Source organism: Salicibibacter cibi (assembly GCF_016495865.1).
In the GTDB taxonomy this organism is placed as follows: Bacteria; Bacillota; Bacilli; order Bacillales; family Marinococcaceae; genus Salicibibacter; species Salicibibacter cibi.
Genome location: NZ_CP054706.1, coordinates 1797486 through 1818685 on the forward strand (window position 1 = coordinate 1797486; position 21200 = coordinate 1818685).

Consider the following 21200-nt stretch of genomic DNA (forward strand, 5'->3'; position numbering starts at 1 on the left):
AATGAAAAAAAGCATTCTCATTCTCATTGTGATAGGAGCACTTGGCTGGGCAGTCTTTGATTTTGTAATGTCATCAGATGATTCAACAGAGGAAGAGGTCGTCGTTTCAGATGATAATATCGATTCTTCATCGCCGGAGGGAGTGGAAGACATTGATGAATCAGATGATGAAGTCGGGTTGGAAACAGGGGATATCCCCCTGATTTCGAGGTAACGACATTGGATGGGGAAACGGTGCAGTTATCCGAATTTCGTGGAGAACGCGTGATGCTTAATTTCTGGGCAACCTGGTGTCCGCCGTGTCGGGCGGAAATGCCTGATATGCAAAAACTTTATGATGAAGAAAATGTCGTCATATTGGCCGTCAATATGACGGATACGGAAAGTAACGTAGAAGAGGTTGAAAACTTTATAGATGAGTATGAATTAACGTTCCAGGTGCCGATGGATGAAGAAGCCGATATTATGGACACTTATCAAATTATTGCATATCCGACAACATTTATGATTGATTCCAATGGAAAAATACACAACGTCTCCATGGGTGCGATGAACCACGAGCAAATGCTGCAACAGTTGGAAGAGATGGAATAAGGAAGCGTCTGGAATCCTGATGTTAATGTGTAGTGGTTGCGGCTGGTTATATGAATCAGGAGCAACCGACGATAGCACCGATCTGTCAGACTCGGAGTTATATAAACGACTTTTCCTTTACGAATCAAGATGAGGAAACCGTCACAAATGGAGACTTGGCAGGGGACTATTGGGTCGCCAATATGGTATTTACCCGTTGTCCGACGGTGTGTAATTTGATGACGTCGAATATGGCGAGTTCACAGGCTGATCTTCAAAACAAAGGATTGGAGATCCCAATCGTGTCGTTCACCGTAGACCAGACGTTTGATGATCCCGAACAATTACGGTCATATGGGGAGAATTATAACGCCGATTTTAAGAGTTGGCATTTTCTCCAAGAAGACATAGAAGCTTTTACACAAGAATCATTCGCAGCCGTCATTGAAGAAGATCCGGAGGCAAACGATACTATTCATTCCACGCAGCATTATTTGATTGATCCGAATGGTAAGGTTTTTCGTCAATACAATGGAATGGATACGGATACAGCATCGATTGCTGAAGATATTGAAGCGGTACAGGAAGACGATTCGCAAAATATATGACCATTTTAGCGGCAATATTTCTGATATGTACTTATACGCAGACTCTACGTTAATATGTTCTGGTCATTTTCATGGTTTCATTCATGTTGCTTTTCTTTTCCAAAAAATAGCGAGGAAACACATCACAGATCGCGAAATGTGATGTGTTTCCTCGCTATCGAGATTAAAACTCATTTAATAGATCTCCCTTATTGACGAGATTCCCCTGGATGATATATCGATCCGGTGCGTCTCCAATATATTCAAACGGATAGCACGTCGTCAGCGTGAGTGTCGGATCTTCCTTGTCCACGATCACAGAGTGGTCGTTTTCATCTGTGATCCAGTATTTCTCAACCTCGTATTCGTAATCAACCCCTTCATAGTTGACATAAAGGGTATCGCCGTCATTTAAATCACCAACGGGGCGGAATACCGTATCCCGGTGACCTGATAATACCGTGTGGCCACCGCCTGCGGGGGTTGTTGTCCATTCACTATCATACATACCAACCCCTCCCGAAAGGGTATCTTCATCTTGCCCCCAATAAACTTCATAAGCCTTATCTAACTTAGGAATCACGAGTTTGGCAACGTTTTCGCCGGTGTTAAAATCTTGGCTTGCAGAATCATCTTCACTAAAGTCATTTTCATCCAGATCTTTTTGATCATCGCTAAGGAGTGGGGCATACGATTCAGCCTCCTCGGTTGCCTTGATCACGTCCCTCTCTATATCTTCAACCGATTGGGTGCCAACCCAGTGTTCATAACTAAACCAAGATACGATCGCCAACCCAAAAATGATAAAAACGAAGCCAATCTTTCTCATGTCATAACACCACCATTCATATGGATGATATCGTCTGAACAGAACCATCGTAAGTTAATGAATCGATTGGAAACATAAGAGGCGATGTATCGTGTTTGCCTCTACTGTAATCGTTTCTATATGTTTGGGTTAATTCTTTCATTAATCGACACTATACAAGCCCGAATCAAAAATCTCAGCTCTAAAAACAGATAAATCTATTTATTCTGAAAATTATTTTTGTTAGTAAATTTTTTAATTTAGAATCGAAGATTTAAGTGATGGGAGAGCTCAGGGGAGGAGTCCCCCCCCCTTTTTCTACTCGATATTATGACTTACTGCATCGATTTGACTCCCATGAAATGGTCTTGCCAATAATCACTGGTGACGTCCGCTTGAACAATCCCTTCACTTCCTGCGTGAATCATTTGGTCATCCCCGATATAGATACCACTGTGTGAAGCTCCTGACGTATCATATGTTCCTTCAAAAAATACGAGATCCCCAACGTTCATAGATGTGACATGTTCGCCATCGTTCTCCCACATTTCTTCATGGGTTCGGGAAACATCAATGCCATTTTGATCATACACGTAGTTGATAAAGCCGCTGCTATCAAATCCATCAGGTGTTGTACCTCCCCAAACATAAGGGGTTCCCAGGACACTTTCAGCGGTTGCCACAATTCCCGAGTTGGAGGATGGATCTTGGTTTTCTGACTCTTCGCTGGAAGAATCACCATTACCTGACCCCTCCGATACTGATTCATCTCCATTGCTTGAATCGTATGAACTTGATGCATCTTCACTACTTGACTCTTCTGATGCTAATGCATCATATGTATTTGGGCCTGCTACTCCGTCTACACCAAGTCCTTGGTCACTTTGATACGTTTTGACAGCATTTTCTGTTTCAGGGCCAAATATCCCATCTACTTGTACAGTGTACCCGTTTTCACTTAAGTCAGATTGTAATTGCTCTACCTCACTGCCTTGATCATTTCTCAAGAGATAGTTTCCGGAGCTGCTCCCTGTGTTTTCCTCGACATCTTGTCCACTAGAATCATCATCACCCGGGGCATATGCGGAGACACTTTCACTCCACGTCGGTGCAAACATAACCGCCGTTATGAGTGATGAAGAGAAAAGTATTTTGCTAGTTTTGCCAATTGACATGTAAACGTCCTCCCTATATTTGAATTCATAAATCAATATAACAAGAAAATATGAAGAATATATGGAGTTTCTATTACTGTATGATTACAATCTATTTAAATGGAGCGCATGGGAAAGGTAATATTTATATACAATACTCTCAGGCTCTTCACCAAAATCTATAGTTGATATAAGTGAATAATTATGGTGATCACACCAGCCTAGCAGTGGGAAGACCTCTGATAGTACCGTTTATAATGCAAGGTCAGTATCAGTTGTAGAGTCCATCATGCGTATGTATTTTTTTACTTGAAAATACCTATATTGGGTATATTGAAATTTAAAATGAATTAAAAATATGGGAGGCCATTTAAATGACGGATAAACACTTAATGTACAGGGGATGTCTTGCGGGCATTGCGCTAATTCTATTGAAGGAAGTGTGGGAAAAATGAATGGTGTTAAAACAGTAAAGGTGGACGTGAATAATATTAATGAGGGCATTGAAGAACAAGGATACGATGTTGCCTAAGAAAGAGAGTCGTGCAGATGTAGCGCGATTTCCTGTTAAAAAAACTATACCCTTAATGGTATTTGGAAAATGAAGTACAATGAAGGAAACTCAAAAAGAAGTGAATGTACAAATTCACGAGTATGTAACGCACGCCAATAAAGTTGAAAAGGAAGAAACAGTGGATCATAGCAAACACCATCATCATGACCATCATTGGCTGCTCTCACAAAGACGTTTTCAGAAAAAATGATTGAAAAATTAAATTAATTTCCAGTGAACCACGATGCGACATTATGGAAGCAGACATTGATTTACCTTCCGGGGTTGATGGGATCTATTGCCCCGATACGGAGGCTGCTGTAGAAGAATTCCAACAAGAAAATGATTTAGATGAGTTTTCTGATATTTACATGACTGAAATGGATTTTGATGGGGATGGAAGCGAAAATGAAGTTGTCTTTGTCTCAGCAGAAGTGGAAGATAAACCAAACTTGATGTTCGCTGGCTTATTTTTTAAAGAAAATGAAAAGTTAAGCAGTTTTGCCGTGACAGATGTTTTTGGAAATCTTTATTTAGATGAAGTAACACTTACAATGTATACACTCACGGACGAGGGAACAGAAGTTGAGGAAGTGGGGGCAACAAATGTGGATTTGGAGGACTATCAATTAGAAGTACAAGTAGCTTTTAAAGATGCAATTAATGAAGCAAATGCTACAGGCAGAAGTCTTGCTATTACTGGCTGTCCTTCTGGAGATATACTGTGTAATAATGAAGAATTTGTAGCCCCGAGTGAGAAGATGCCTTGGCACTTTACTGTAATTTCGTAATAACTGTTAATGCTAATAAAGTAGCCTATCACACAGCCGTAGTCTTCGGATTGTCACTTGGGCCAGTTGGAGCAGCATTAATTGCTACAGCAATCGGCTTGGTTGGCGGTCACTATTATTGTAATTGACTTGCGGATCAATTTTAGAGATCTGAATCTGGCTTAAGCCAGATTCAGTCTTCTCATAGTAACCTTGAAAAGGTGATTAAATGAGTTTTACCAAAACTTTTGTGATCATGTGTCTTTGCTTCATATTTATCGTTTTGCCCGGTGTATTTCTTTTTACACATTCTGTAACTTCAAGAGATATTATTGGTCTGTTAATAATTTACTTTTCTGTTGGAATCGGTTTCTGGTTTTTTGTGTTAAAAATTCCTAACAAAAGATGATTGTTAATAATAGTCATCAAAATTACCTTTGATGCCAATATTAATGATGAAAAAACTGTAAAAAGTAAAAGAGTTATTTATGGACGAGTCCACTTTTTATTACTGATTTTGTTCCAGCCCTCTTACTGTTACCAAGAGAATATTTTAGCCAATATAGACATCACAGTCCATATCACTACACCAACTGAAACGAAAAGTAAGAAAATTTTAAAAGCATCCAATGTAGAGGAAATGGTAAACCAACCACTTAACAATAGAATTGGATAAACGGTTATGAACATGATTGAAAAATGAACACCACTTCGCTTAGTAAAACTCCAATGGTCGATGTTATAAATAACAGTGGCTGCACCAACAAAAAAAGCGATTAAGCTGGCCCAAAATGTTCCTTTAGCATCAAAATACCTACCCTGAAAATATAACAATAGGGCAATACCTCCGATAATAATAAGTGGTATTCCCCCTCTTAAAAGAGCTTTCGCCATCAACATTTTTGAAAACCCACTTTCCCAAAAGTATTTTTACGGATATTTCTCGTTTACCGAATAACTTTATATTACTTTTACCATAAGAACCCCCTTTAGACAATCAAAGCCAAGATGAATTTATTTTGTTATATTTGATGTGCACCTTAAATAACATTAAGGTAGTATAATAATTTATTGCCTGTCCATTAAATTAAAATTTCACCGATAACAATATTATCGGTGAAAAAAGCCAAAGTGACCATATATTTTGCGAATCGTTGCCGCCGCCATATTAAGTTTCACTTTTAATAGGAACCCACAATTCAACTTCGGCATCAGTTGGATTTCCATTTAAAAGCACTTCAAGAATTTCTTTCCCATTGTATTTTGAAGCATGAGCTTCATTTGTGAAAAATTCATTTTTAAATTCATCAAATAAAAGCCTTGAAATCCCATTCTTTTTAGTAAGCACTGCATAAGATTGTGTGGCTACTTCGAGCTTCTCATAACCGCTTATATCATTGTCTGATAAAACCCCAGCAAAGTATCTGATTCCATTTTCAATAGGAACAATCACCGCATACCCTTTATTATGTCATATCATTGTATCGGATGGTGTTGAGCTTGCATTATATATTTGTTCATGGCCTTGGCCAGGAAGCCTCAAGTTGGAACAGTACCATCAATAGTTTGAAGCTAAATTCTAACATTACCTCCTGCCCAAATTTATTTTCCCTTCTCGGCACAAGCGAACCTACCTATCAAAACTTATATCGTCTATTTTATGAGTATTGCGAAGGTATTAAAGAACCGATACACCTATGTGGGATATCTTTAGGTGCCATTTTATCACTAAATTATGCCATTGACCGACCAGACAGAGTAGATTCTTTGGTTTTAATTGGGGCGCAATATAAATCGCCAAAGCTACTCCTAAACTTCCAGAATGTTATTTTTTATGTAATGCCCGCGTCTGTATTCTCTAAGGTAGGCTCTGATAAGGAGACGTTTATTAAATTAACCGGTTCTATGAAGGAATTAAACTTCACCCATGAATTGGCAAATATCCAATGCGATACTTTGGTTATTTGCGGAGAAAAGGACTTCGCAAATAAACGAGCCTCAAAATATTTAAGTAACCATATCAAAAATGCAAATTCTGTCATGATTCAAGATGCAGGTCACGAATTAAATAAAGAACATTCAGCTAAATTATCAGCTATTCTTGATGATTTTTGGGATGGCAACCGTCTTTTATCATTATAATGTTAAACAAGTGCATAGGGAGGGAGGTATTCTATATGAAAATAATCAACGATCCTGGTACCCAGTTTGGCGTTGATAAGAGTACACATCAAGGTCTTCTGGCAGACATTCTTTCACGACCTATTTTTGCTCATTTATCTACTTTTCATGAGGAAGGGCCTCGCGAGTCTCCTGTATGGTTTTTGTGGGAAAATGAGAAAATATGGATGATCGGTAACTACAAGACAGATTCCTTTCCGAAACGGATCGAGCGAGTGCGATCGGGATCGTGGATTTTAACGTTGAAACAGGACTTGTCCATCATGTTGGCTTTCGTGGAAAAGCGACCCTTGTACCCCAAGATGCTGAGCGGGTAAAGCGATTGTTAAGCCGATATATGGGAAAACAAGACCAGTGGGATCCGCGATTCCGTGCTGTGTTAGGAGATATGGACTGGATGTTCGTCCGATTTGAACCAGAAACAGCGGTAGTGAGAGATCAATCATACAATCTTCCAATATAATTTATTGCAGGAAGATAGTAATGGAATAAAAGTTGTACCAGAATCGGGTGATTTAATGGAACGATGAGGTGATAGGATTGAAATATTTCTATGGTGCGTTATCAGTTTTAGGGACAATACTTCCATATTCACAATTACTGCCTTGGCTTTATAATTATGGCCTTAGTTTAACCCAATTTTTTAGTGAGGTAAGCCAATCCAGAATGGGAGCTTTCGCTTGGTGGGATGTCATTGTATCAATTATCGTTCTCATTGGATTTATAGTGTACGAAGGCAAACAAAAAGGCATGAGCCACTTATGGATACCAATTATCGCGACAGTGACGGTTGGTGTATCCCTTGGACTTCCACTTTTTCTTTTATTAAGACAAATCCATATTGAGAAAAGGGAAAATGGTCAATGAACCGGGAATTTTTATCTTCAACACTCGGGCGCGCTAATTATAAAATCAGCGCGCTTATTTGTTGTTTAGCGATTCTGCTTTGGAAAATGGCAAAAATGAAAGCAAAGGAATAGGTTACTCAATCATTTGGTATTCAGTACATGAATATTGTCATTTTTAAGCCGGATTACCGAGTTACTCGTAGCTATCGCACAACTCTACTAAAATAAATAATCGTGAATGTAATTAGGGACTGCTGAATAATGGAAAAAGACTGGCCCATAAGCATTTTCCGTTGGTGTTGTCGAAGCTGGATGCAAGGAAATCCATCCTATAAACAAAAAAACCCTTGCACTTCTGACAACGTACGGAGGGATGGTGCTGCAATGGCGAGACTCCAGCGGAAAAACGGACGCGTCAAGACCCCGCAGCGCCGGTTTTGCGCGAGGAGGCTTGACCGTTCGTCCGCGGAAAGCGAAGCCATGGAAGCGACATCCCGGCTTCAGCTGATAGCTGCATGTTGTTCAGCAATCCCTAACTAGATAATGAATAAATCATATCTATGCCCAACTGTTTATCAATTTTCAGTTGGGTTCCTTTTTTTCTCAAAAAATTCCCTCAAACCTTTGGCGATTTCTAAAAACATTTGTTGAAGGATATGAAAGGGGAAATCATCGCCCACCTTTGCAACATTGCGAAGGGAGATGACATGCATGATCAAACCCCATCGATGAAAAACACTGTCGTTCCCCTCCTTCTTGTCTTGATGTCTCGTAAAAATCAAAACAAGAAGGGGAGTATTCTAATGAAGAAAATCAATTTACGGGATCTGTACCCTTATTATAGAAGAGGTGTTTGGGTAGAAATAGAAGAAGAGGTGCTGGAAGAATTATGTGAACTTGAGCGGAAAAAGCATGCATATCATCGACGTATGTACCGGTATCAAGCCCATTATTCTTTGAATCGAGAAGATGGCATTGAACATCAAGTGCTTTTTCCTTCCCCGTCAAAAGAAGAACAAATTGTCTGTCGTATATGATCACTGTCAGATGATTTGACTGTATTGCCTGCCCACTATTCGTCTATCGATGAACTGAGCGAAGATGCCAATGTTAAAGCACGACTTGGTACTTTATATCAGCGCAATGAGGCTTTGCAGGCAGAAGATGGACAAGCATTCCTGAAAATGGTAACCGAAAATCTATGAACATGATAATATTCGCCAAATCAATATGGGTAAATAAATCTGGAAGAAGGTAAACAACGCGAAATGGAAATTGGACCAACCCGCTGTGCTGTGCATGGATAAGATTCTGAGACTGGCGCAAAATCCTCTGGATGGATTTCCTTTTTCGAAGCCTGGCATGTACAAAATATGGGCTGTATTTAAGTTTGGTGATAACGTAAATGTCTATCCTTTCACCCTAGAAGTAAAAGAATAAGCAAAGTCATCATAAGTTACATGATATAACCCAGATATGTTGGTTAGGTGTTTTTTACACCAATTATACCCTTCCGGCGTAAGGTAGATATCATTAAAGGAAAAGAGGGGTATGTGATTTAAAAGGATAAGATACCACTAAGGGGGATTCGGGTTGCACGACAAGATGCTGATTGTTCAGTTCAACATGCGTAATCGCGTATCGGTGTATATGGTAACTTAAAAATCGGAGTCTAGGTGGGGAGGAACAGTAGGAGATACATGCGCATGAGGAAAAACAAGCAAAATCTATTGCATACCCATGGAGGGTATGGTATTATAAATTTGAACAACGATCCAAAAAGGGAAAAGGAGGTTGGACATTCGCCCCCCCCCTCAAAGCAGTGATTTCAATGGGGAGCTAGGAGGGAGAGAGCAAAAGATGGATATGGAGGGAATATCGGATCACTTTCTCTTGTGTCATGGAAAATCATGCACGCGAAAGGGAGCCGAAGCCGTTACTCAAGTCATTCGAGAAACCATCGCGGAGCGTGGTCCGGCGAAAACCGTTCACACGACGAAAACATTGTGTAATGGCCAGTGCAAATACGGCCCCATCGTTATCCTCTATCCAAAAGGGAATTGGTATCAAGCCATGACACCTATACTTGCAAGGCAATTGGTGCTTGCAACGCTTCAACGACAGCCTTTTTGCAATCACCGTTTCTATAGGTATACACAAGGGCATTTCCAAAAGGAAAATGACCCAAAGGAGGGATAAAACGTGTCAACAGCAAAAGAAGTTTCCTTACCCATCTCAGGCATGACCTGTGCCGCATGTGCCAACAAAATTGAAAAGGGCCTATCCAAAATGGATGGGGTTCAAGAAGCCACCGTCAATTTTGCGATTGAAAAAACAAAAGTGGTCTACGATCCCGATCAAACAAATGTTCAAGCCTTTGAGGAGAAGGTTCATAAACTGGGCTATGAAGTGGTTCAGGATCAACAAACATTTGATATTTCCGGGATGACGTGTGCCGCATGCGCAACGAAAATTGAAAAACGTTTGGGCAAGATGGAGGGCGTCTCCAACGCTTCGGTCAATTTTGCCTTGGAAAACGTGTCCGTGGATTATAACGAAGGTCAAGTCACCACCGGCGACATGATGGATGCCGTTCGTAAATTAGGCTATGCGTTAAAACCGGAAGCAACAAGAGAAGAAACGGCGAGTGATAAAGACGACGAAATACGCAAGAAAACCGGCAAATTTGTGCTTGCGGCGGTTTTGACCTTGCCATTGCTTTGGACGATGGTCGCCCACTTTGAATTTACGTCCTTCCTGTATTTGCCGGATATGTTCATGGATCCGTGGGTGCAGTTAGCCCTCGCGGCACCTGTACAGTTCTATGTTGGCGCCACTTTTTATAGCGGTGCCTACAAAGCATTGAAAAATAAGAGTGCAAACATGGATGTCCTGATCGCACTTGGGACGTCGGCAGCTTTTTTTTACAGCATCTTTTTGGGCTGGGAGTGGTACGCCGCCGGCCAACCAGGCATGGCTGATTTATACTTTGAAGCTGCTGCTGTGATTATTACGCTCGTGTTCCTTGGGAAACTGTTTGAAGTACGTGCCAAAGGGCGCACGACTCAAGCCATTGAAAAGTTGCTCGATTTGCAAGCCAAAATGGCAAGGATTATTCGCAATGGCGAAGAAATGGAGGTCTCCATCGAGGAAGTGATCGTTGGTGACACAGTCATGGTTCGTCCCGGAGAGAAAGTACCTGTTGACGGAAAAATTCATGAAGGTCATTCAGCCCTGGATGAATCGATGATTACCGGTGAAAGTGTTCCCATCGACAAGAAGCAAGGAGACGAAGTCATTGGGTCAACGATCAATAAAAATGGCCTTCTTCGAATCGAGGCAACGAAGGTCGGAAAAGATACGGCACTTTCGCAAATTGTAAAAGTCGTGGAAGAGGCACAAGGAAGTAAACCTGATGTCCAACGGATCGCTGATAAAGTTTCCGGGATTTTTGTCCCTATTGTCGTGATGATTGCGATCGCATCTTTTCTTGTCTGGTACTTTTTGCTTGACCCGGGAGATTTGCGTTCAGCGCTCGTCCCCCTCATTACCGTTCTTGTGATCGCCTGCCCATGTGCCCTAGGTTTGGCAACGCCAACATCCATTATGGCAGGCACTGGACGTTCGGCTGAGAATGGTGTGCTCTTTAAAGGTGGCGAGCATGTAGAAAACACACGCGGAGTTCAAACGATTGTGCTTGATAAAACCGGAACGGTGACAAAGGGAGAACCCGAATTGACAGACGTCGAAGTCGCTTCTGATTTTCAGGAAGCAACCGTTCTTGCCGCCGTCGGAGCGGTGGAAAAAAACTCGGAGCACCCACTCGCGGAAGCGATGGTGAAAGGCATAGAAGGAAAAGGGATTGCCATTGATAAAGCAGAAGATTTCGAAGCCATCCCGGGATTTGGCGTGCGTGCCGTTGTTGGCGGAGACGAAGTGCTCGTCGGAACACGAAAACTCATGCAAACATCATCCGTGACAATTGAATCTGCTGGTGAGGAGATGGCTGCCTTTGAGAAAGAAGGAAAGACAGCGATGCTCATTGCCATTGGTGGCAAATATGCCGGGATGATTGCTGTTGCCGATACAGTTAAGGAAACGTCTAAAGCCGCGATCAAGCGTATGCATGAGCTCGGCTTAGAAGTGGCGATGCTAACCGGAGATAATCAGCAAACGGCCGAAGCAATCGGCAAGCAAGTCGGCATTGACCGTGTGATTGCGGAAGTCGTCCCGGAACAAAAAGCCGAAGAAATTCAAAAGATCCAAGAGCAAGGCAAAAAAGTGGCAATGGTTGGCGATGGCATTAACGACGCACCGGCACTTGCCGTTGCCGATATCGGGATGGCGATCGGAACCGGGACGGACGTGGCGATTGAAGCCGCCGATATTACACTTATGCGTGGTGACTTGCACAGTGTGGCTGATAGCATTCAACTCGGTACGAAAACGATCCGCAACGTCAAACAGAACCTGTTCCTTGCCTTCATTTACAATACGGCTGCCATTCCGATTGCAGCAGCCGGCTTACTTGCGCCATGGGTAGCCGGGGCGGCGATGGCTCTCAGTTCGATATCCGTCGTTTCAAATGCTTTACGTCTGCAACGGTTGAAATTAAGCCGATAGGAGGGAAGATCATGGAAATTAAACATTGGGCACTCGTGGGGGTCTTGTATGTGGCCGTTGTTATTGGCAGTTATACGGCCATCACGGGTGCAAACCCGTTAGAGAGCACTGACATGCATGACGATCACGGAAATGGTGAAGAAACACATGAAAGCCATGACGCGTCGTCAACGCAAACCGAGGAGGACGAAAACATGGATCATCAACATCACCAAACAGACGGAGCATCTGACGTTCATACCGACGTTTCTTATAACGATGGTGAGGTTCGCATTCAGCTGGAAGATGTAGACGGAAATGTACCGAAGCTAGAAGAAACACACGAAGAAGAGATGCATTTGATCATCGTCTCCAATGATCTGGAAGACTATATCCATCTCCATCCGGAACGCGAGGAGGATGGGATCTATACTGTGCCGGTGGAACTTGAAGAGGGTCATTACCAAGCCTTTGTTGATATTTCACCAGAAGATATGGCGTATCAGGTAGCTCCAAACCCGGTGCAAGTTGGTACAAACGAGACAGGTAAAGCAAACTTGAGTAATGAGGATAATTGGACGAAAGAAATAGAGGGGAAAACCGTCACTTTAGAAGATGTTGAGGCGAAGGCTGACGAAGAGGTTCCTTTAGTCTTTGATATGCATGGAGAGAATCCAGAGCCTCACATGGGAGCTTTAGGCCATGTGGTGATTGTGGATGAAGATGGGGAAGAGTACATTCATGTTCATCCGGATTCAGATGATACAACCAGCTTCCAGACTCATTTTCCAGAGCCAGGAATGTACAAAATCTGGGCGGAATTCAAGTTCGATGATGACGTAAACACCTATCCATTTATTATAGAAGTAAATGAGTAAGTAAAGTCACGATCGTCGAATAAAGAGGGCAACAAAAAACTGTGAGCAGTAATGTCTAGCCAAGAAAGGAGGAACCGGCTAAATTGCTGACTTTCTCCTTTTGGACTCTGTGAAAGCTGATAACTGTGACACGATATAGCATCTCTCGCACTCGATTGAAGGAGGTGATGAAAATGACTAAACCAACATGCTCGTGTTGTTCACCAAAAGAATCTACTAAATCTGAAAACGCGAAGACAGATCAGCAAAAGAATCATTCGAAGAAATAAATGAAATCAGGTGCAAGTGATGGAAAAATGAAGACGTTGATTTTGGTTAATGGCATCAAATGAGCTGGTATCAAATGAGCAAAAGAGAGCAAAAACAAATGGCTTACCGACACCGCTAAGCTGTACAAAGCTTATTTCCGTTTACCTTTCAAATAGATGAGTAAGGAGGGCTATCATGTACGAACTCGAACTGTATACTCACCCGCTTTGCTCGGATTGTAAGGAAAGTAAAGCCTACTTGAGCGAACAAAATGTGGCTTACACGGAATATGACGTAAGTCAACAACCGGAGAAAGAAGCTGACTTGAAAAAGCTCACTGGGTCGAGGGTGGTTCCCGGTTTTGTCTTTCAGAAACAATCGCTTTTCGGTAAGCTCCAAAAGCCCATCGTGTTTACAGGCTTTGAGCGGAATCAAAACGAGATTCAATCGCTCGTTCAACAAATTAGAGAAGGGCATCCATAAAGGGAGCGTCAAGGAGGTGGTCGCATGTTGAAGATCTATACGTCTGCCAGTTGCACATCTTGTCGGAAAGCGAAACAATGGTTACAAAACTACCAGATTCCCTTTATGGAGATCGACGTGTCTAAAACGCGTCTATCCATGGACGAAGTGGTTCAATTCTTCCAGTTTACGGAGAATGGTGTCGCTGATATTGTTTCTAAGCATTCGAAGTCCTTTAAGGAGCTTCATCTTGATATGGATGAACTCACAACGAACACATTATTTACAATGGTTGCCAACACCCCGACATTGCTCAAACGTCCCATCATGGTGGATGATCAACAAATGCAAGTTGGCTATCATGAAGAGGAGATCCGCTCTTTCTTACCTCGAGCTGAAAGGATGCATGTCAAGGGGTGAGACCTATGTAGTGAAGGTTCCCTCCTTGATGGGTTAGCGATGGTCAGAATCATGTCTCAATAAAGTTGACGACCTTCATCAATGTAACGAGAGAATGGATCGATGCTATCTGCCAAATGTATGCAGAAGAATGTGAAAAAACATGCGGATCAACACGGGCATTGCAAAACCAGTACGGAAGATGCCACTGGGTGCGCTATTTTGAAATGACAAACGCTTCATAAAAATAAAAGGATTGGAAAGGATGTTTAAAATGGAAGATGTTAAATTAAATGTAAACGGCATGTCTTGTGGGAGTTGCGTGAACTCAATCAAAGGAAGTGTAGGAGAATTGACCGGTGTGAGCAAAGTTGACGTGAATTTCGGAGAGGGAATCGTGGGTGTCTCTTATGATGCAAACCAGGTGGATCTCGAGCAAATCACGGGAAAAATTGAGGAACAAGGGTATCATGTCGCCTAAAGGATGAACGACGGGAGCTGGTGAATTCGTGATCTCACCATCTCCTTCCTTTACAGAATGAAGTTCACGCGTCCATGGAGGGATTTCAAACATAAATGATAGGAAGGAGGTGTTCACTGTGAACACTCAAAAAATCTATGATGTGCTGATTGCCGGTGCAGGTCCGGCCGGAATGACAGCTGCCGTTTATGCCTCACGCGCAAATGCAAGCACGCTGTTGCTTGAACGTGGCATGCCGGGTGGTCAGATGGCCGATACCGAAGATGTCGAGAACTATCCCGGATTCGATCACATTCTAGGTCCTGACCTTTCGCATAAGATGTTTCAACACGCCCAAACATTTGGGGCTGACTATGCGTATGGCGACATTAAGCAAATCATCGATGAAGGGGACACGAAAAAAGTGGTGACAGGAACTCAAGCATTTCGTGCCCGTGCAGTCATTGTAGCAACCGGAGCCTCGTATAAACAGCTTGGCATTCCGGGAGAACGAGAACTTCTCGGTCGAGGGGTATCCTATTGTGCCGTATGTGATGGTGCGTTCTTCAAAGATCGTGAACTTGTGGTGATTGGAGGCGGAGATTCCGCCGTAGAAGAAGGGATGTATCTCACCCGTTTTGCTTCTAAAGTGACCATCATTCACCGAAGAGATGAACTTCGTGCTCAAAAAATTTTACAAGAACGTGCGTTTAAGAATGAGAAAGTTGACTTTATCTGGAACAAAGTTGTGACAGACATCCATGAACATGAGGGGAAAGTCGGCCGTGTAACCATGAAAGATACGGAAACCGGGGAATTTTCGACCCTTTCTGTAGGTGGTGTGTTTATTTATATTGGCATGCTTCCTTTAAATGATAGTGTCCTGGGATTGGGTATTACAAACCAAGAAGGTTATGTAGTCACCAATGATGAAATGGCGACGAACATTCCAGGTATTTATGCAGCCGGGGATATCCGCGAAAAATCTCTACGCCAGATTGTTACGGCGACGGGAGACGGTGCGCTGGCCGCTCAACATGTGCAGCATTATCTTGAAACCATGGGTGAGAAGATGGAAGAGAAAAGCAGCGTTCAACTCATCACTTGAAATACCTGTGTATAGTATTGAAATAAAGAGGGAGTTATTAATCATGAATAAAATGACATTAAACGTACAGGGGATGTCTTGTGACCATTGTGTCCATTCCATTGAAGGCAATGTAGGCGATCTAAACGGCGTCAATCACGTCAAGGTTCATTTAAGTGACGAAAACGTCGAGGTCAGTTTTGATCCGAGCAAAGTAGATCTGAAGGAAATAACAGAAGTGATTGAAGAACAAGGGTATGAAGTAGCTTAAAAAAAGGGATCGTGTTCTTATAAGCACGATCCCTTGTCAACAAAGAGGGAAATTATATATGTAAAACAAGAAATGGAAACCGCCCAACCAAACAAGGAAGCATTACTCAACCGGCTGAAACGGATTGAAGGGCAAGTCCGTGGAGTGCAAAAAATGGTTGATAACGATAAGTATTGTGTCGATATCTTTCATCAAATCTCGGCGATTCAATCAGCCAAACAGGTGAGTGTTTCTTTAAGTGCCAATGCCAAAATCATAAATCCCAGCCGTGACAGTTTAAAACCTAATGACATTTATCGTCCTTAGACGCCATTAAATGTACACATGCGTTGTTTTATGGCGTCATATAACTATCCGATGACGCCATTATATGCTGGATTCTGTAGATTCATGGCGTCACGTCAAACGTTTGTAATCTGACATCATTTGTAAACACGCTTTTCATTAACGTTTCGCTACTTTAAAGCTTCATTTTAATTTTGGCAGAGGCTCTAATGGAAGACCATACATATTACTGTGTGGCCAATGCCATTCAAGAAGGGAACAAGGAAGAAATGATCGATGAATTGATGGATGTTATGAAGCGATTAATGTGAATGAGAACGATGAGTATTTTGTCAAATTTTCCTGCTCACCAGAAAGAAAATTAGCAGATAAAAAAATATCAATTTAAGGATGCTAAGTGAATCATAATCATGAATGATGCATAAATGCTTAAACCCAACTGTAGAAAACAGTTGGGTTTTATTTTTCTTAAAAATCTTATTCAACTCTTTGGCAATTTAAACATCCAGTTGAAGGATATGAAAGGGAACTTCATCGGCCACCTTTGCAGCATTGCGAAGGGAGATGACATGCATGATCAAACCCCATCGTACCGGAGGATCTTTTTTTTCTGTAAATGAAACACACTGTCGTTCCCCTCCTTCTAGTTTTGATGTCTCGTAAAAATCAAAACTAGAAGGGGAGTGTCCAATGAAGAAAATCAATTTACGGGGTCTGTATCCTTTTTATTAAAGGGATGTTTGGGTAGAAATAGAAGAAGAGGTGCTGGAAGAATTACGTGAACTTGAGCGGAAAAAGCATGCATATCATCGACGTATGTACCGGTATCAAGCGCATTACTCTTTAAATCGAGAAGATGGCATTGAACATCAAATGCTTTTTCCTTCCCCGTCAACAGAAGAACAGTATGAAGAAAAAGTGTTTCAGCAGGAATTGTATCAGGCAATGAGTCAATTGTCGGAGAAGTCCTTCCGCCGTATATATGCGCATTACATTTTGGGGTTGAGTAAAGTGGAGATTGCGCGGTTGGAAGGAGTGGATGAACGGGTTGTTCGTCTATCGATTGAAAGAGGGCTAAACAAGTTGAACCATTTGCTTAATGAAAAAGACAATTAAGATAAGAAGAATGAATCTTAAGAAAAATAAAACCAGCGGTTAATTGATAAATAGTTAACGGCTGGTTCTTTTCATTTTTCCCTATCCTTTTTTTGTCAATGAAAAAGGTTCACTAGACATTTATTTTTTGTTCAATTTTTTTTATAAAAATGTACCGATTTTTGTTCGGAAATGTCACGGTAATCACAGGGATTTGTTTTTCAACTCTTTGGCCTTTGAAAATAGAATAAAACCCATTCCAGTACGTTCCCCGTATGAGAAGCCAAATTGCCGGAGCGCCATGATCACTTTATCGAAAGTGCGAGCGACAGATTCCGTGGCAAGACATCAATGGTGGTTCCATTGAAGGCGAAGATTCATGCGGAGGGATCATGATACTTCCGTCCAGCCACAGCCTTACCTTATAAAGGTATTCACGCAATGGGGGCGGCCCGCAGCGATCCTGGGGGAGGTTAAACAACGACCTATGGGCTGTTAACCATCAGCCATTGGATGGGAATTCATTCAAAACATTCTTCTTATGGAGGTCATGATGATGCACCAACAGGCACCCATTGAGGAAATCATTACAGACCAATCCACGTTAATCGAAGCATTGGAGGTGATGAAAGAATATAAATTTTGGTCCGACTCGACATTGGAAGGGTATCAAAGTGATGCCCAGTGCTTTGAAAATTTTCTCTGTGATAGGGGATTAGATCCGACATTACAAAATGGTAGATTGGATTATGTGCAAAAGTGGATTAAGGAACAAAAAGACGGGGGAGTAAGTGCCTCCACAATGAAGAGAAGAACAACTGCTTTATCCTCGTTGTTTTCCTTTTATCGAGACTTAGGCATTGTGGGTAAGAATCCGTTTAAAGTCATCACGTTGCCCGTTGGACAAGCGGGGCATCATTCACCGATCTTAACCTTAGACCAATTGCGAGAAGTCTATCAGTATGCTGAAGGGCTTCAAAAAGAAGGCCATCCGGCAGCTATGACGATTAAAGCACTGATTTTTACTGGATTGCGAAATGAAGCCTTGTCCAGTTTAACGGTAAAAAGCATTCACGTTGATAAGAAGTGGTTAAAATACGAACGCGCGTATATCAACAGCAAAAACAAAGTTCAGATTATCCCATTGCCGCCTAAATTGCTTTCCGAATTGCAAGCACATATCCATATGCATCACCTCCAAGCGGATGATTTGCTTTTATTGGATTGAATGGGCAACCGTTGAAAGCAAAAGCATTGAATCGAATCACTGACCACGTTTGTAAAGCATTCGGTTGGGAAGGAGAAGAGAAGGTAACACCACACGGTTTTCGGGCGACCATCTCCACGATTTTGGCGGAGAAAGGGGCAGACATGACGGCCATCAAATTTTTGCTTGGACACCGTCAGCAAGATAATCTTACCTATTACGTTCGGAAACATAGCCGTCTATTGAATCTCTTGCGAAGACAGATCAATCAGATGGAAGAAGCATTAATGCAAGCACCTTCGATGAAAATCATCAAGGAAGCAGGGGAGGAAGAAGAGAAGGTCTCCCCAAAACAATCAGGGGAGCGCCCCCAGGAGATGCCTGAATCAGAACTTTCGAAAGAAACGTTGGTGAAACTCATTGAAACCGATCCAAAATTAGCATCCATGTTGATTGAAAAAAAGCTCATTCATCTATAAGACAAGACTTGCGTAAAGGCTTGCGTACATTCAGAGTTTCCATGCAGCCATGACTTCCCGTTTTTTCTTCATATTAATATGCGTGTACATGCCTGTCGTACTCAAGCTTTCGTGCCCTAAAAATTCCTGTAAGGTTTTTAAATCGACGTCCTCATCCAATAACAGAGTCGCAAAGGTATGCCGCAAATGATGCAACGTAAATCGTTCAGGAGGTAACCCGGCGGATGCCAATAATCGTTTAAATACATTATGCAACCCGTGGGGTTTCATTTTTGTATGGCGATAACTCAAAAATATCGGTTCCGACGCGTAGACCCGTTCCTTGGGTAAAGATGCATGATACGTGTGCAGAAGGGGCACCACAATCGCGTGGAGGGGAAGGATGCGTTCTTTGCGACGTTTGCCAATCACCCGTAATGTATTTGCCTCTAAGTCTAACTGTTGCCAGGTTAAATCGACCAATTCTTGCCGGCGCATTCCGGTGGTCGCCAGCAATTTGAACATGGTTTCATTCCGCAACGCAAACGTATCAGTATCCGATTCCAGATATGAGAAAAACTGTTGTAATTGCGCTAACGTCATATAAACCGGCAATTTTTGATCGGCCTTCGGCCCTTGAATGCCTGTCATAAAATCGATGGCCATCCATATTAAAAATTGCTGAAAACACTGCAAATCATGAGCATAGCCGCGCCACGTATGGGGTGAATAATTTTTTCAACCTCCATATAAAACAGAAATTCATCGACAGCGGCTTGAAATTCCATGATAACGACCTCCAAAAAATGTTAAAAGACCGTCTCCAGTATTTATGTATCGACATGTTGCATTAAAATCCCGCCATCAGCGATTAGCGGAAGCGAACCGAATCTTATGGGCACGCGCGGCTTGATGAGTGAACAATAATGATTATTATGCTCATTCGGGTCGTCAAGTTACCGCCCCGTCTGCGTTTCATTAAGTTAACATAATATATATTATCGGAAGTTATATTTGTCATGAAAAGAATCGGGCGTCTTTGCATTTTAAAATTTGTTGGTGAATATTTATGCAAAATACCCCCTCTTCCCTTCTTTTCCCGGCAGAGTCTGTATGTTTACTATAGTAAACAATGCTCGCGTAAAGTGTTCCTTTGACTTATTTAACTGGCCTTTTTGAATCAGTTTTATTTTATCAATGTACTATTGCCCCTTTCGACGCAGCTTTTTAGGAAATCTCAATTTCTACCCGATCAAATTTTAATTTGATCAACTTCGTTCATCATTGCCGTTTTACGGAATTGTCATCTGGAATACTGTCCTTCTAACCACTTATTTTTACTATCGTTGGATCACCATTGCAAAAACAGCGTGCTCTCCGGGTGATTATTATACCGAAATTTCCATCAAAAACATCAAAAACATCGCCACACACCGGAATGCACGACAATGTTCTTTTTATCACCTATTCTTTTTCCGATCAGCACTTATCATTAATAATTTTCAGATAACATGAGCGATGATCTCAATACAACGAAAGCCCTTCCTACTCTTTCATCATTGCGGCTCCGATGACCGCGCCATAGGAATTGAGCATGTACTTCCAATTACAACGTGGGTATGAAACATGAGAAGATTAGGGATGGAAGCGGAATTGTGAGGTGATTTTCGAAGGAATTGATATTATGGAGGGATGAAAATATCAACCATATTAGTATACAGAACATGCAATAGGAAGTCAAATTTTTCGAAATTAGTTTGCATGGCTACCTACCAAGCATACGATCAACGCAATACCCGAAGTCACCCCAGCAATCATATTCTGCAAGCAAAAACCAACACACCGGTTTCTGGTATTGTACTGCAAAGTTTTGATCCTATGACCCTCACCCTAATTAAGGATAAATATAAAATGATACTTCTTCCTCTTGTATTGTGTAAAAAACGGCGTATAATAATTGAATATTCAAAGGAGGGGGAGAGGGAATGCGGTTACTTAAAAAGATTGCTACGAAAGCTATGCTATCCGGTACTGCACTTTTCATGGCTGTTTTACTTCTGCCCGTTTTTTTAATTACAGATCAAGTGGATGAATTTTCGAGACTCGTAGAAGCAATATTCAATGATCAAGAAAAGTAAAACAAAAAGTATTTTATCGTTCAATTGCACATTTGCTGTTTATGTTTCTGTAAAAACCGGGCGCAGTCATTTTACTTTTGCATCTTTTTAAGGAAAGCCTCCTCCACAACTGAGGAGGCTTTCGACAAAAGATTT

The 21200-nt window shown here is 41.8% G+C and carries 30 protein-coding genes; 25 read left to right on the forward strand and 5 right to left on the reverse strand.

Annotated features, from left to right (window positions below; translation table 11 throughout):
• Position 1: 1 nt before the first annotated feature.
• From HUG20_RS19780 to HUG20_RS09195, 3 genes are read left to right on the forward strand one after another with little or no spacing between them, the layout of a single operon-like run.
• Complete coding sequence (locus tag HUG20_RS19780) at positions 2-214, forward strand: hypothetical protein (RefSeq protein WP_343073206.1); 213 nt, start codon at positions 2-4, stop codon at positions 212-214.
• A 5-nt stretch (positions 215-219) separates the two neighbouring features.
• Positions 220-594, forward strand: a complete 375-nt coding sequence (locus tag HUG20_RS19785) for a redoxin domain-containing protein (RefSeq protein ID WP_343073207.1) — start codon at positions 220-222, stop codon at positions 592-594.
• A 50-nt stretch (positions 595-644) separates the two neighbouring features.
• Entirely contained in the window at positions 645-1181 is a 537-nt protein-coding gene (locus tag HUG20_RS09195) for an SCO family protein (RefSeq protein WP_200090220.1), read from the forward strand.
• Positions 1182-1344: 163 nt separating this feature from the next.
• Here the strand turns inward: HUG20_RS09195 and HUG20_RS09200 are convergent, their stop codons facing one another.
• Positions 1345-1989 carry a class D sortase gene (locus HUG20_RS09200; protein WP_200090221.1) on the reverse strand — a complete coding sequence of 215 codons (645 nt, stop codon included), beginning with the start codon at positions 1987-1989 and terminating at the stop codon, positions 1345-1347.
• Positions 1990-2303: 314 nt separating this feature from the next.
• Positions 2304-3143 carry a C40 family peptidase gene (locus HUG20_RS09205; protein WP_200090222.1) on the reverse strand — a complete coding sequence of 280 codons (840 nt, stop codon included), beginning with the start codon at positions 3141-3143 and terminating at the stop codon, positions 2304-2306.
• A gap of 382 nt (positions 3144-3525) precedes the next feature.
• Between HUG20_RS09205 and HUG20_RS09210 the strand changes: the two genes are divergently transcribed.
• From HUG20_RS09210 to HUG20_RS09220, 3 genes are all read left to right on the forward strand, one after another.
• Positions 3526-3654 carry a cation transporter gene (locus HUG20_RS09210; protein ID WP_200090223.1) on the forward strand — a complete coding sequence of 43 codons (129 nt, stop codon included), beginning with the start codon at positions 3526-3528 and terminating at the stop codon, positions 3652-3654.
• 79 nt (positions 3655-3733) lie between these two features.
• On the forward strand, positions 3734-3886 hold the full coding sequence (locus HUG20_RS09215; RefSeq protein WP_200090224.1) for a hypothetical protein: 153 nt from the start codon (positions 3734-3736) through the stop codon (positions 3884-3886).
• Between the two features lie 43 nt (positions 3887-3929).
• A complete protein-coding gene (locus HUG20_RS09220; RefSeq protein WP_200090225.1) occupies positions 3930-4466 on the forward strand; it encodes a peptidoglycan-binding domain-containing protein in 537 nt (178 codons plus the stop codon).
• 516 nt (positions 4467-4982) lie between these two features.
• Here HUG20_RS09220 and HUG20_RS09225 read toward each other — a convergent pair.
• Both HUG20_RS09225 and HUG20_RS09230 read right to left on the reverse strand, forming a co-directional pair.
• Complete coding sequence (locus tag HUG20_RS09225; protein ID WP_246476600.1) at positions 4983-5345, reverse strand: DUF3021 family protein; 363 nt, start codon at positions 5343-5345, stop codon at positions 4983-4985.
• A gap of 268 nt (positions 5346-5613) precedes the next feature.
• Positions 5614-5898 carry a GyrI-like domain-containing protein gene (locus HUG20_RS09230; RefSeq protein WP_200090226.1) on the reverse strand — a complete coding sequence of 95 codons (285 nt, stop codon included), beginning with the start codon at positions 5896-5898 and terminating at the stop codon, positions 5614-5616.
• Between the two features lie 47 nt (positions 5899-5945).
• Between HUG20_RS09230 and HUG20_RS09235 the strand changes: the two genes are divergently transcribed.
• The 18 genes from HUG20_RS09235 to HUG20_RS09310 all read left to right on the forward strand — a co-directional run bounded on the left by HUG20_RS09235 (position 5946) and on the right by HUG20_RS09310 (position 18948).
• The gene (locus HUG20_RS09235; protein ID WP_200090227.1) at positions 5946-6587 is read left to right on the forward strand and encodes an alpha/beta fold hydrolase; all 642 of its coding nucleotides are present in this window, start codon (positions 5946-5948) and stop codon (positions 6585-6587) included.
• Between the two features lie 35 nt (positions 6588-6622).
• On the forward strand, positions 6623-6943 hold the full coding sequence (locus HUG20_RS09240; protein ID WP_246476601.1) for a pyridoxamine 5'-phosphate oxidase family protein: 321 nt from the start codon (positions 6623-6625) through the stop codon (positions 6941-6943).
• A gap of 214 nt (positions 6944-7157) precedes the next feature.
• Complete coding sequence (locus HUG20_RS09245) at positions 7158-7493, forward strand: DUF2834 domain-containing protein (protein WP_425504101.1); 336 nt, start codon at positions 7158-7160, stop codon at positions 7491-7493.
• Positions 7494-7850: 357 nt separating this feature from the next.
• On the forward strand, positions 7851-7982 hold the full coding sequence (locus HUG20_RS19470; RefSeq protein WP_281392430.1) for a hypothetical protein: 132 nt from the start codon (positions 7851-7853) through the stop codon (positions 7980-7982).
• A 295-nt stretch (positions 7983-8277) separates the two neighbouring features.
• On the forward strand, positions 8278-8511 hold the full coding sequence (locus tag HUG20_RS09250) for a hypothetical protein (RefSeq protein WP_200090229.1): 234 nt from the start codon (positions 8278-8280) through the stop codon (positions 8509-8511).
• A gap of 823 nt (positions 8512-9334) precedes the next feature.
• Complete coding sequence (locus HUG20_RS09255) at positions 9335-9673, forward strand: (2Fe-2S) ferredoxin domain-containing protein (RefSeq protein WP_200090230.1); 339 nt, start codon at positions 9335-9337, stop codon at positions 9671-9673.
• Positions 9674-9676: 3 nt separating this feature from the next.
• Positions 9677-12097: a heavy metal translocating P-type ATPase gene (locus HUG20_RS09260; RefSeq protein WP_200090231.1), complete on the forward strand. Its 2421-nt coding sequence runs from the start codon at positions 9677-9679 to the stop codon at positions 12095-12097.
• An 11-nt stretch (positions 12098-12108) separates the two neighbouring features.
• Complete coding sequence (locus HUG20_RS09265; RefSeq protein WP_246476602.1) at positions 12109-12954, forward strand: hypothetical protein; 846 nt, start codon at positions 12109-12111, stop codon at positions 12952-12954.
• A gap of 444 nt (positions 12955-13398) precedes the next feature.
• A complete protein-coding gene (locus HUG20_RS09270) occupies positions 13399-13686 on the forward strand; it encodes a glutaredoxin family protein (RefSeq protein WP_200090232.1) in 288 nt (95 codons plus the stop codon).
• Positions 13687-13710: 24 nt separating this feature from the next.
• Positions 13711-14085: a Spx/MgsR family RNA polymerase-binding regulatory protein gene (locus tag HUG20_RS09275; RefSeq protein WP_200090233.1), complete on the forward strand. Its 375-nt coding sequence runs from the start codon at positions 13711-13713 to the stop codon at positions 14083-14085.
• A 253-nt stretch (positions 14086-14338) separates the two neighbouring features.
• The gene (locus tag HUG20_RS09280) at positions 14339-14545 is read left to right on the forward strand and encodes a copper ion binding protein (protein ID WP_200090234.1); all 207 of its coding nucleotides are present in this window, start codon (positions 14339-14341) and stop codon (positions 14543-14545) included.
• A 172-nt stretch (positions 14546-14717) separates the two neighbouring features.
• Positions 14718-15632 carry a thioredoxin-disulfide reductase gene (trxB, locus tag HUG20_RS09285; protein WP_425504117.1) on the forward strand — a complete coding sequence of 305 codons (915 nt, stop codon included), beginning with the start codon at positions 14718-14720 and terminating at the stop codon, positions 15630-15632.
• 43 nt (positions 15633-15675) lie between these two features.
• Positions 15676-15882 (forward strand): copper chaperone CopZ, encoded by a 207-nt coding sequence (copZ, locus tag HUG20_RS09290; protein ID WP_200090236.1) that lies wholly within the window; start codon positions 15676-15678, stop codon positions 15880-15882.
• Between the two features lie 72 nt (positions 15883-15954).
• On the forward strand, positions 15955-16188 hold the full coding sequence (locus HUG20_RS09295) for a metal-sensitive transcriptional regulator (protein WP_200090237.1): 234 nt from the start codon (positions 15955-15957) through the stop codon (positions 16186-16188).
• 188 nt (positions 16189-16376) lie between these two features.
• Positions 16377-16478, forward strand: a complete 102-nt coding sequence (locus HUG20_RS20090; protein ID WP_343073208.1) for a metal-sensitive transcriptional regulator — start codon at positions 16377-16379, stop codon at positions 16476-16478.
• 451 nt (positions 16479-16929) lie between these two features.
• A complete protein-coding gene (locus tag HUG20_RS09300) occupies positions 16930-17283 on the forward strand; it encodes an RNA polymerase sigma factor (RefSeq protein ID WP_246476603.1) in 354 nt (117 codons plus the stop codon).
• Between the two features lie 535 nt (positions 17284-17818).
• The gene (locus tag HUG20_RS09305; protein ID WP_211200016.1) at positions 17819-18490 is read left to right on the forward strand and encodes a tyrosine-type recombinase/integrase; all 672 of its coding nucleotides are present in this window, start codon (positions 17819-17821) and stop codon (positions 18488-18490) included.
• Positions 18491-18501: 11 nt separating this feature from the next.
• Complete coding sequence (locus HUG20_RS09310) at positions 18502-18948, forward strand: tyrosine-type recombinase/integrase (RefSeq protein ID WP_200090239.1); 447 nt, start codon at positions 18502-18504, stop codon at positions 18946-18948.
• A gap of 30 nt (positions 18949-18978) precedes the next feature.
• Here the strand turns inward: HUG20_RS09310 and HUG20_RS09315 are convergent, their stop codons facing one another.
• Entirely contained in the window at positions 18979-19578 is a 600-nt protein-coding gene (locus HUG20_RS09315; protein ID WP_246476604.1) for a tyrosine-type recombinase/integrase, read from the reverse strand.
• Positions 19579-20912: 1334 nt separating this feature from the next.
• Between HUG20_RS09315 and HUG20_RS09320 the strand changes: the two genes are divergently transcribed.
• A complete protein-coding gene (locus HUG20_RS09320; protein WP_200090241.1) occupies positions 20913-21065 on the forward strand; it encodes a hypothetical protein in 153 nt (50 codons plus the stop codon).
• Positions 21066-21200: the final 135 nt, after the last annotated feature.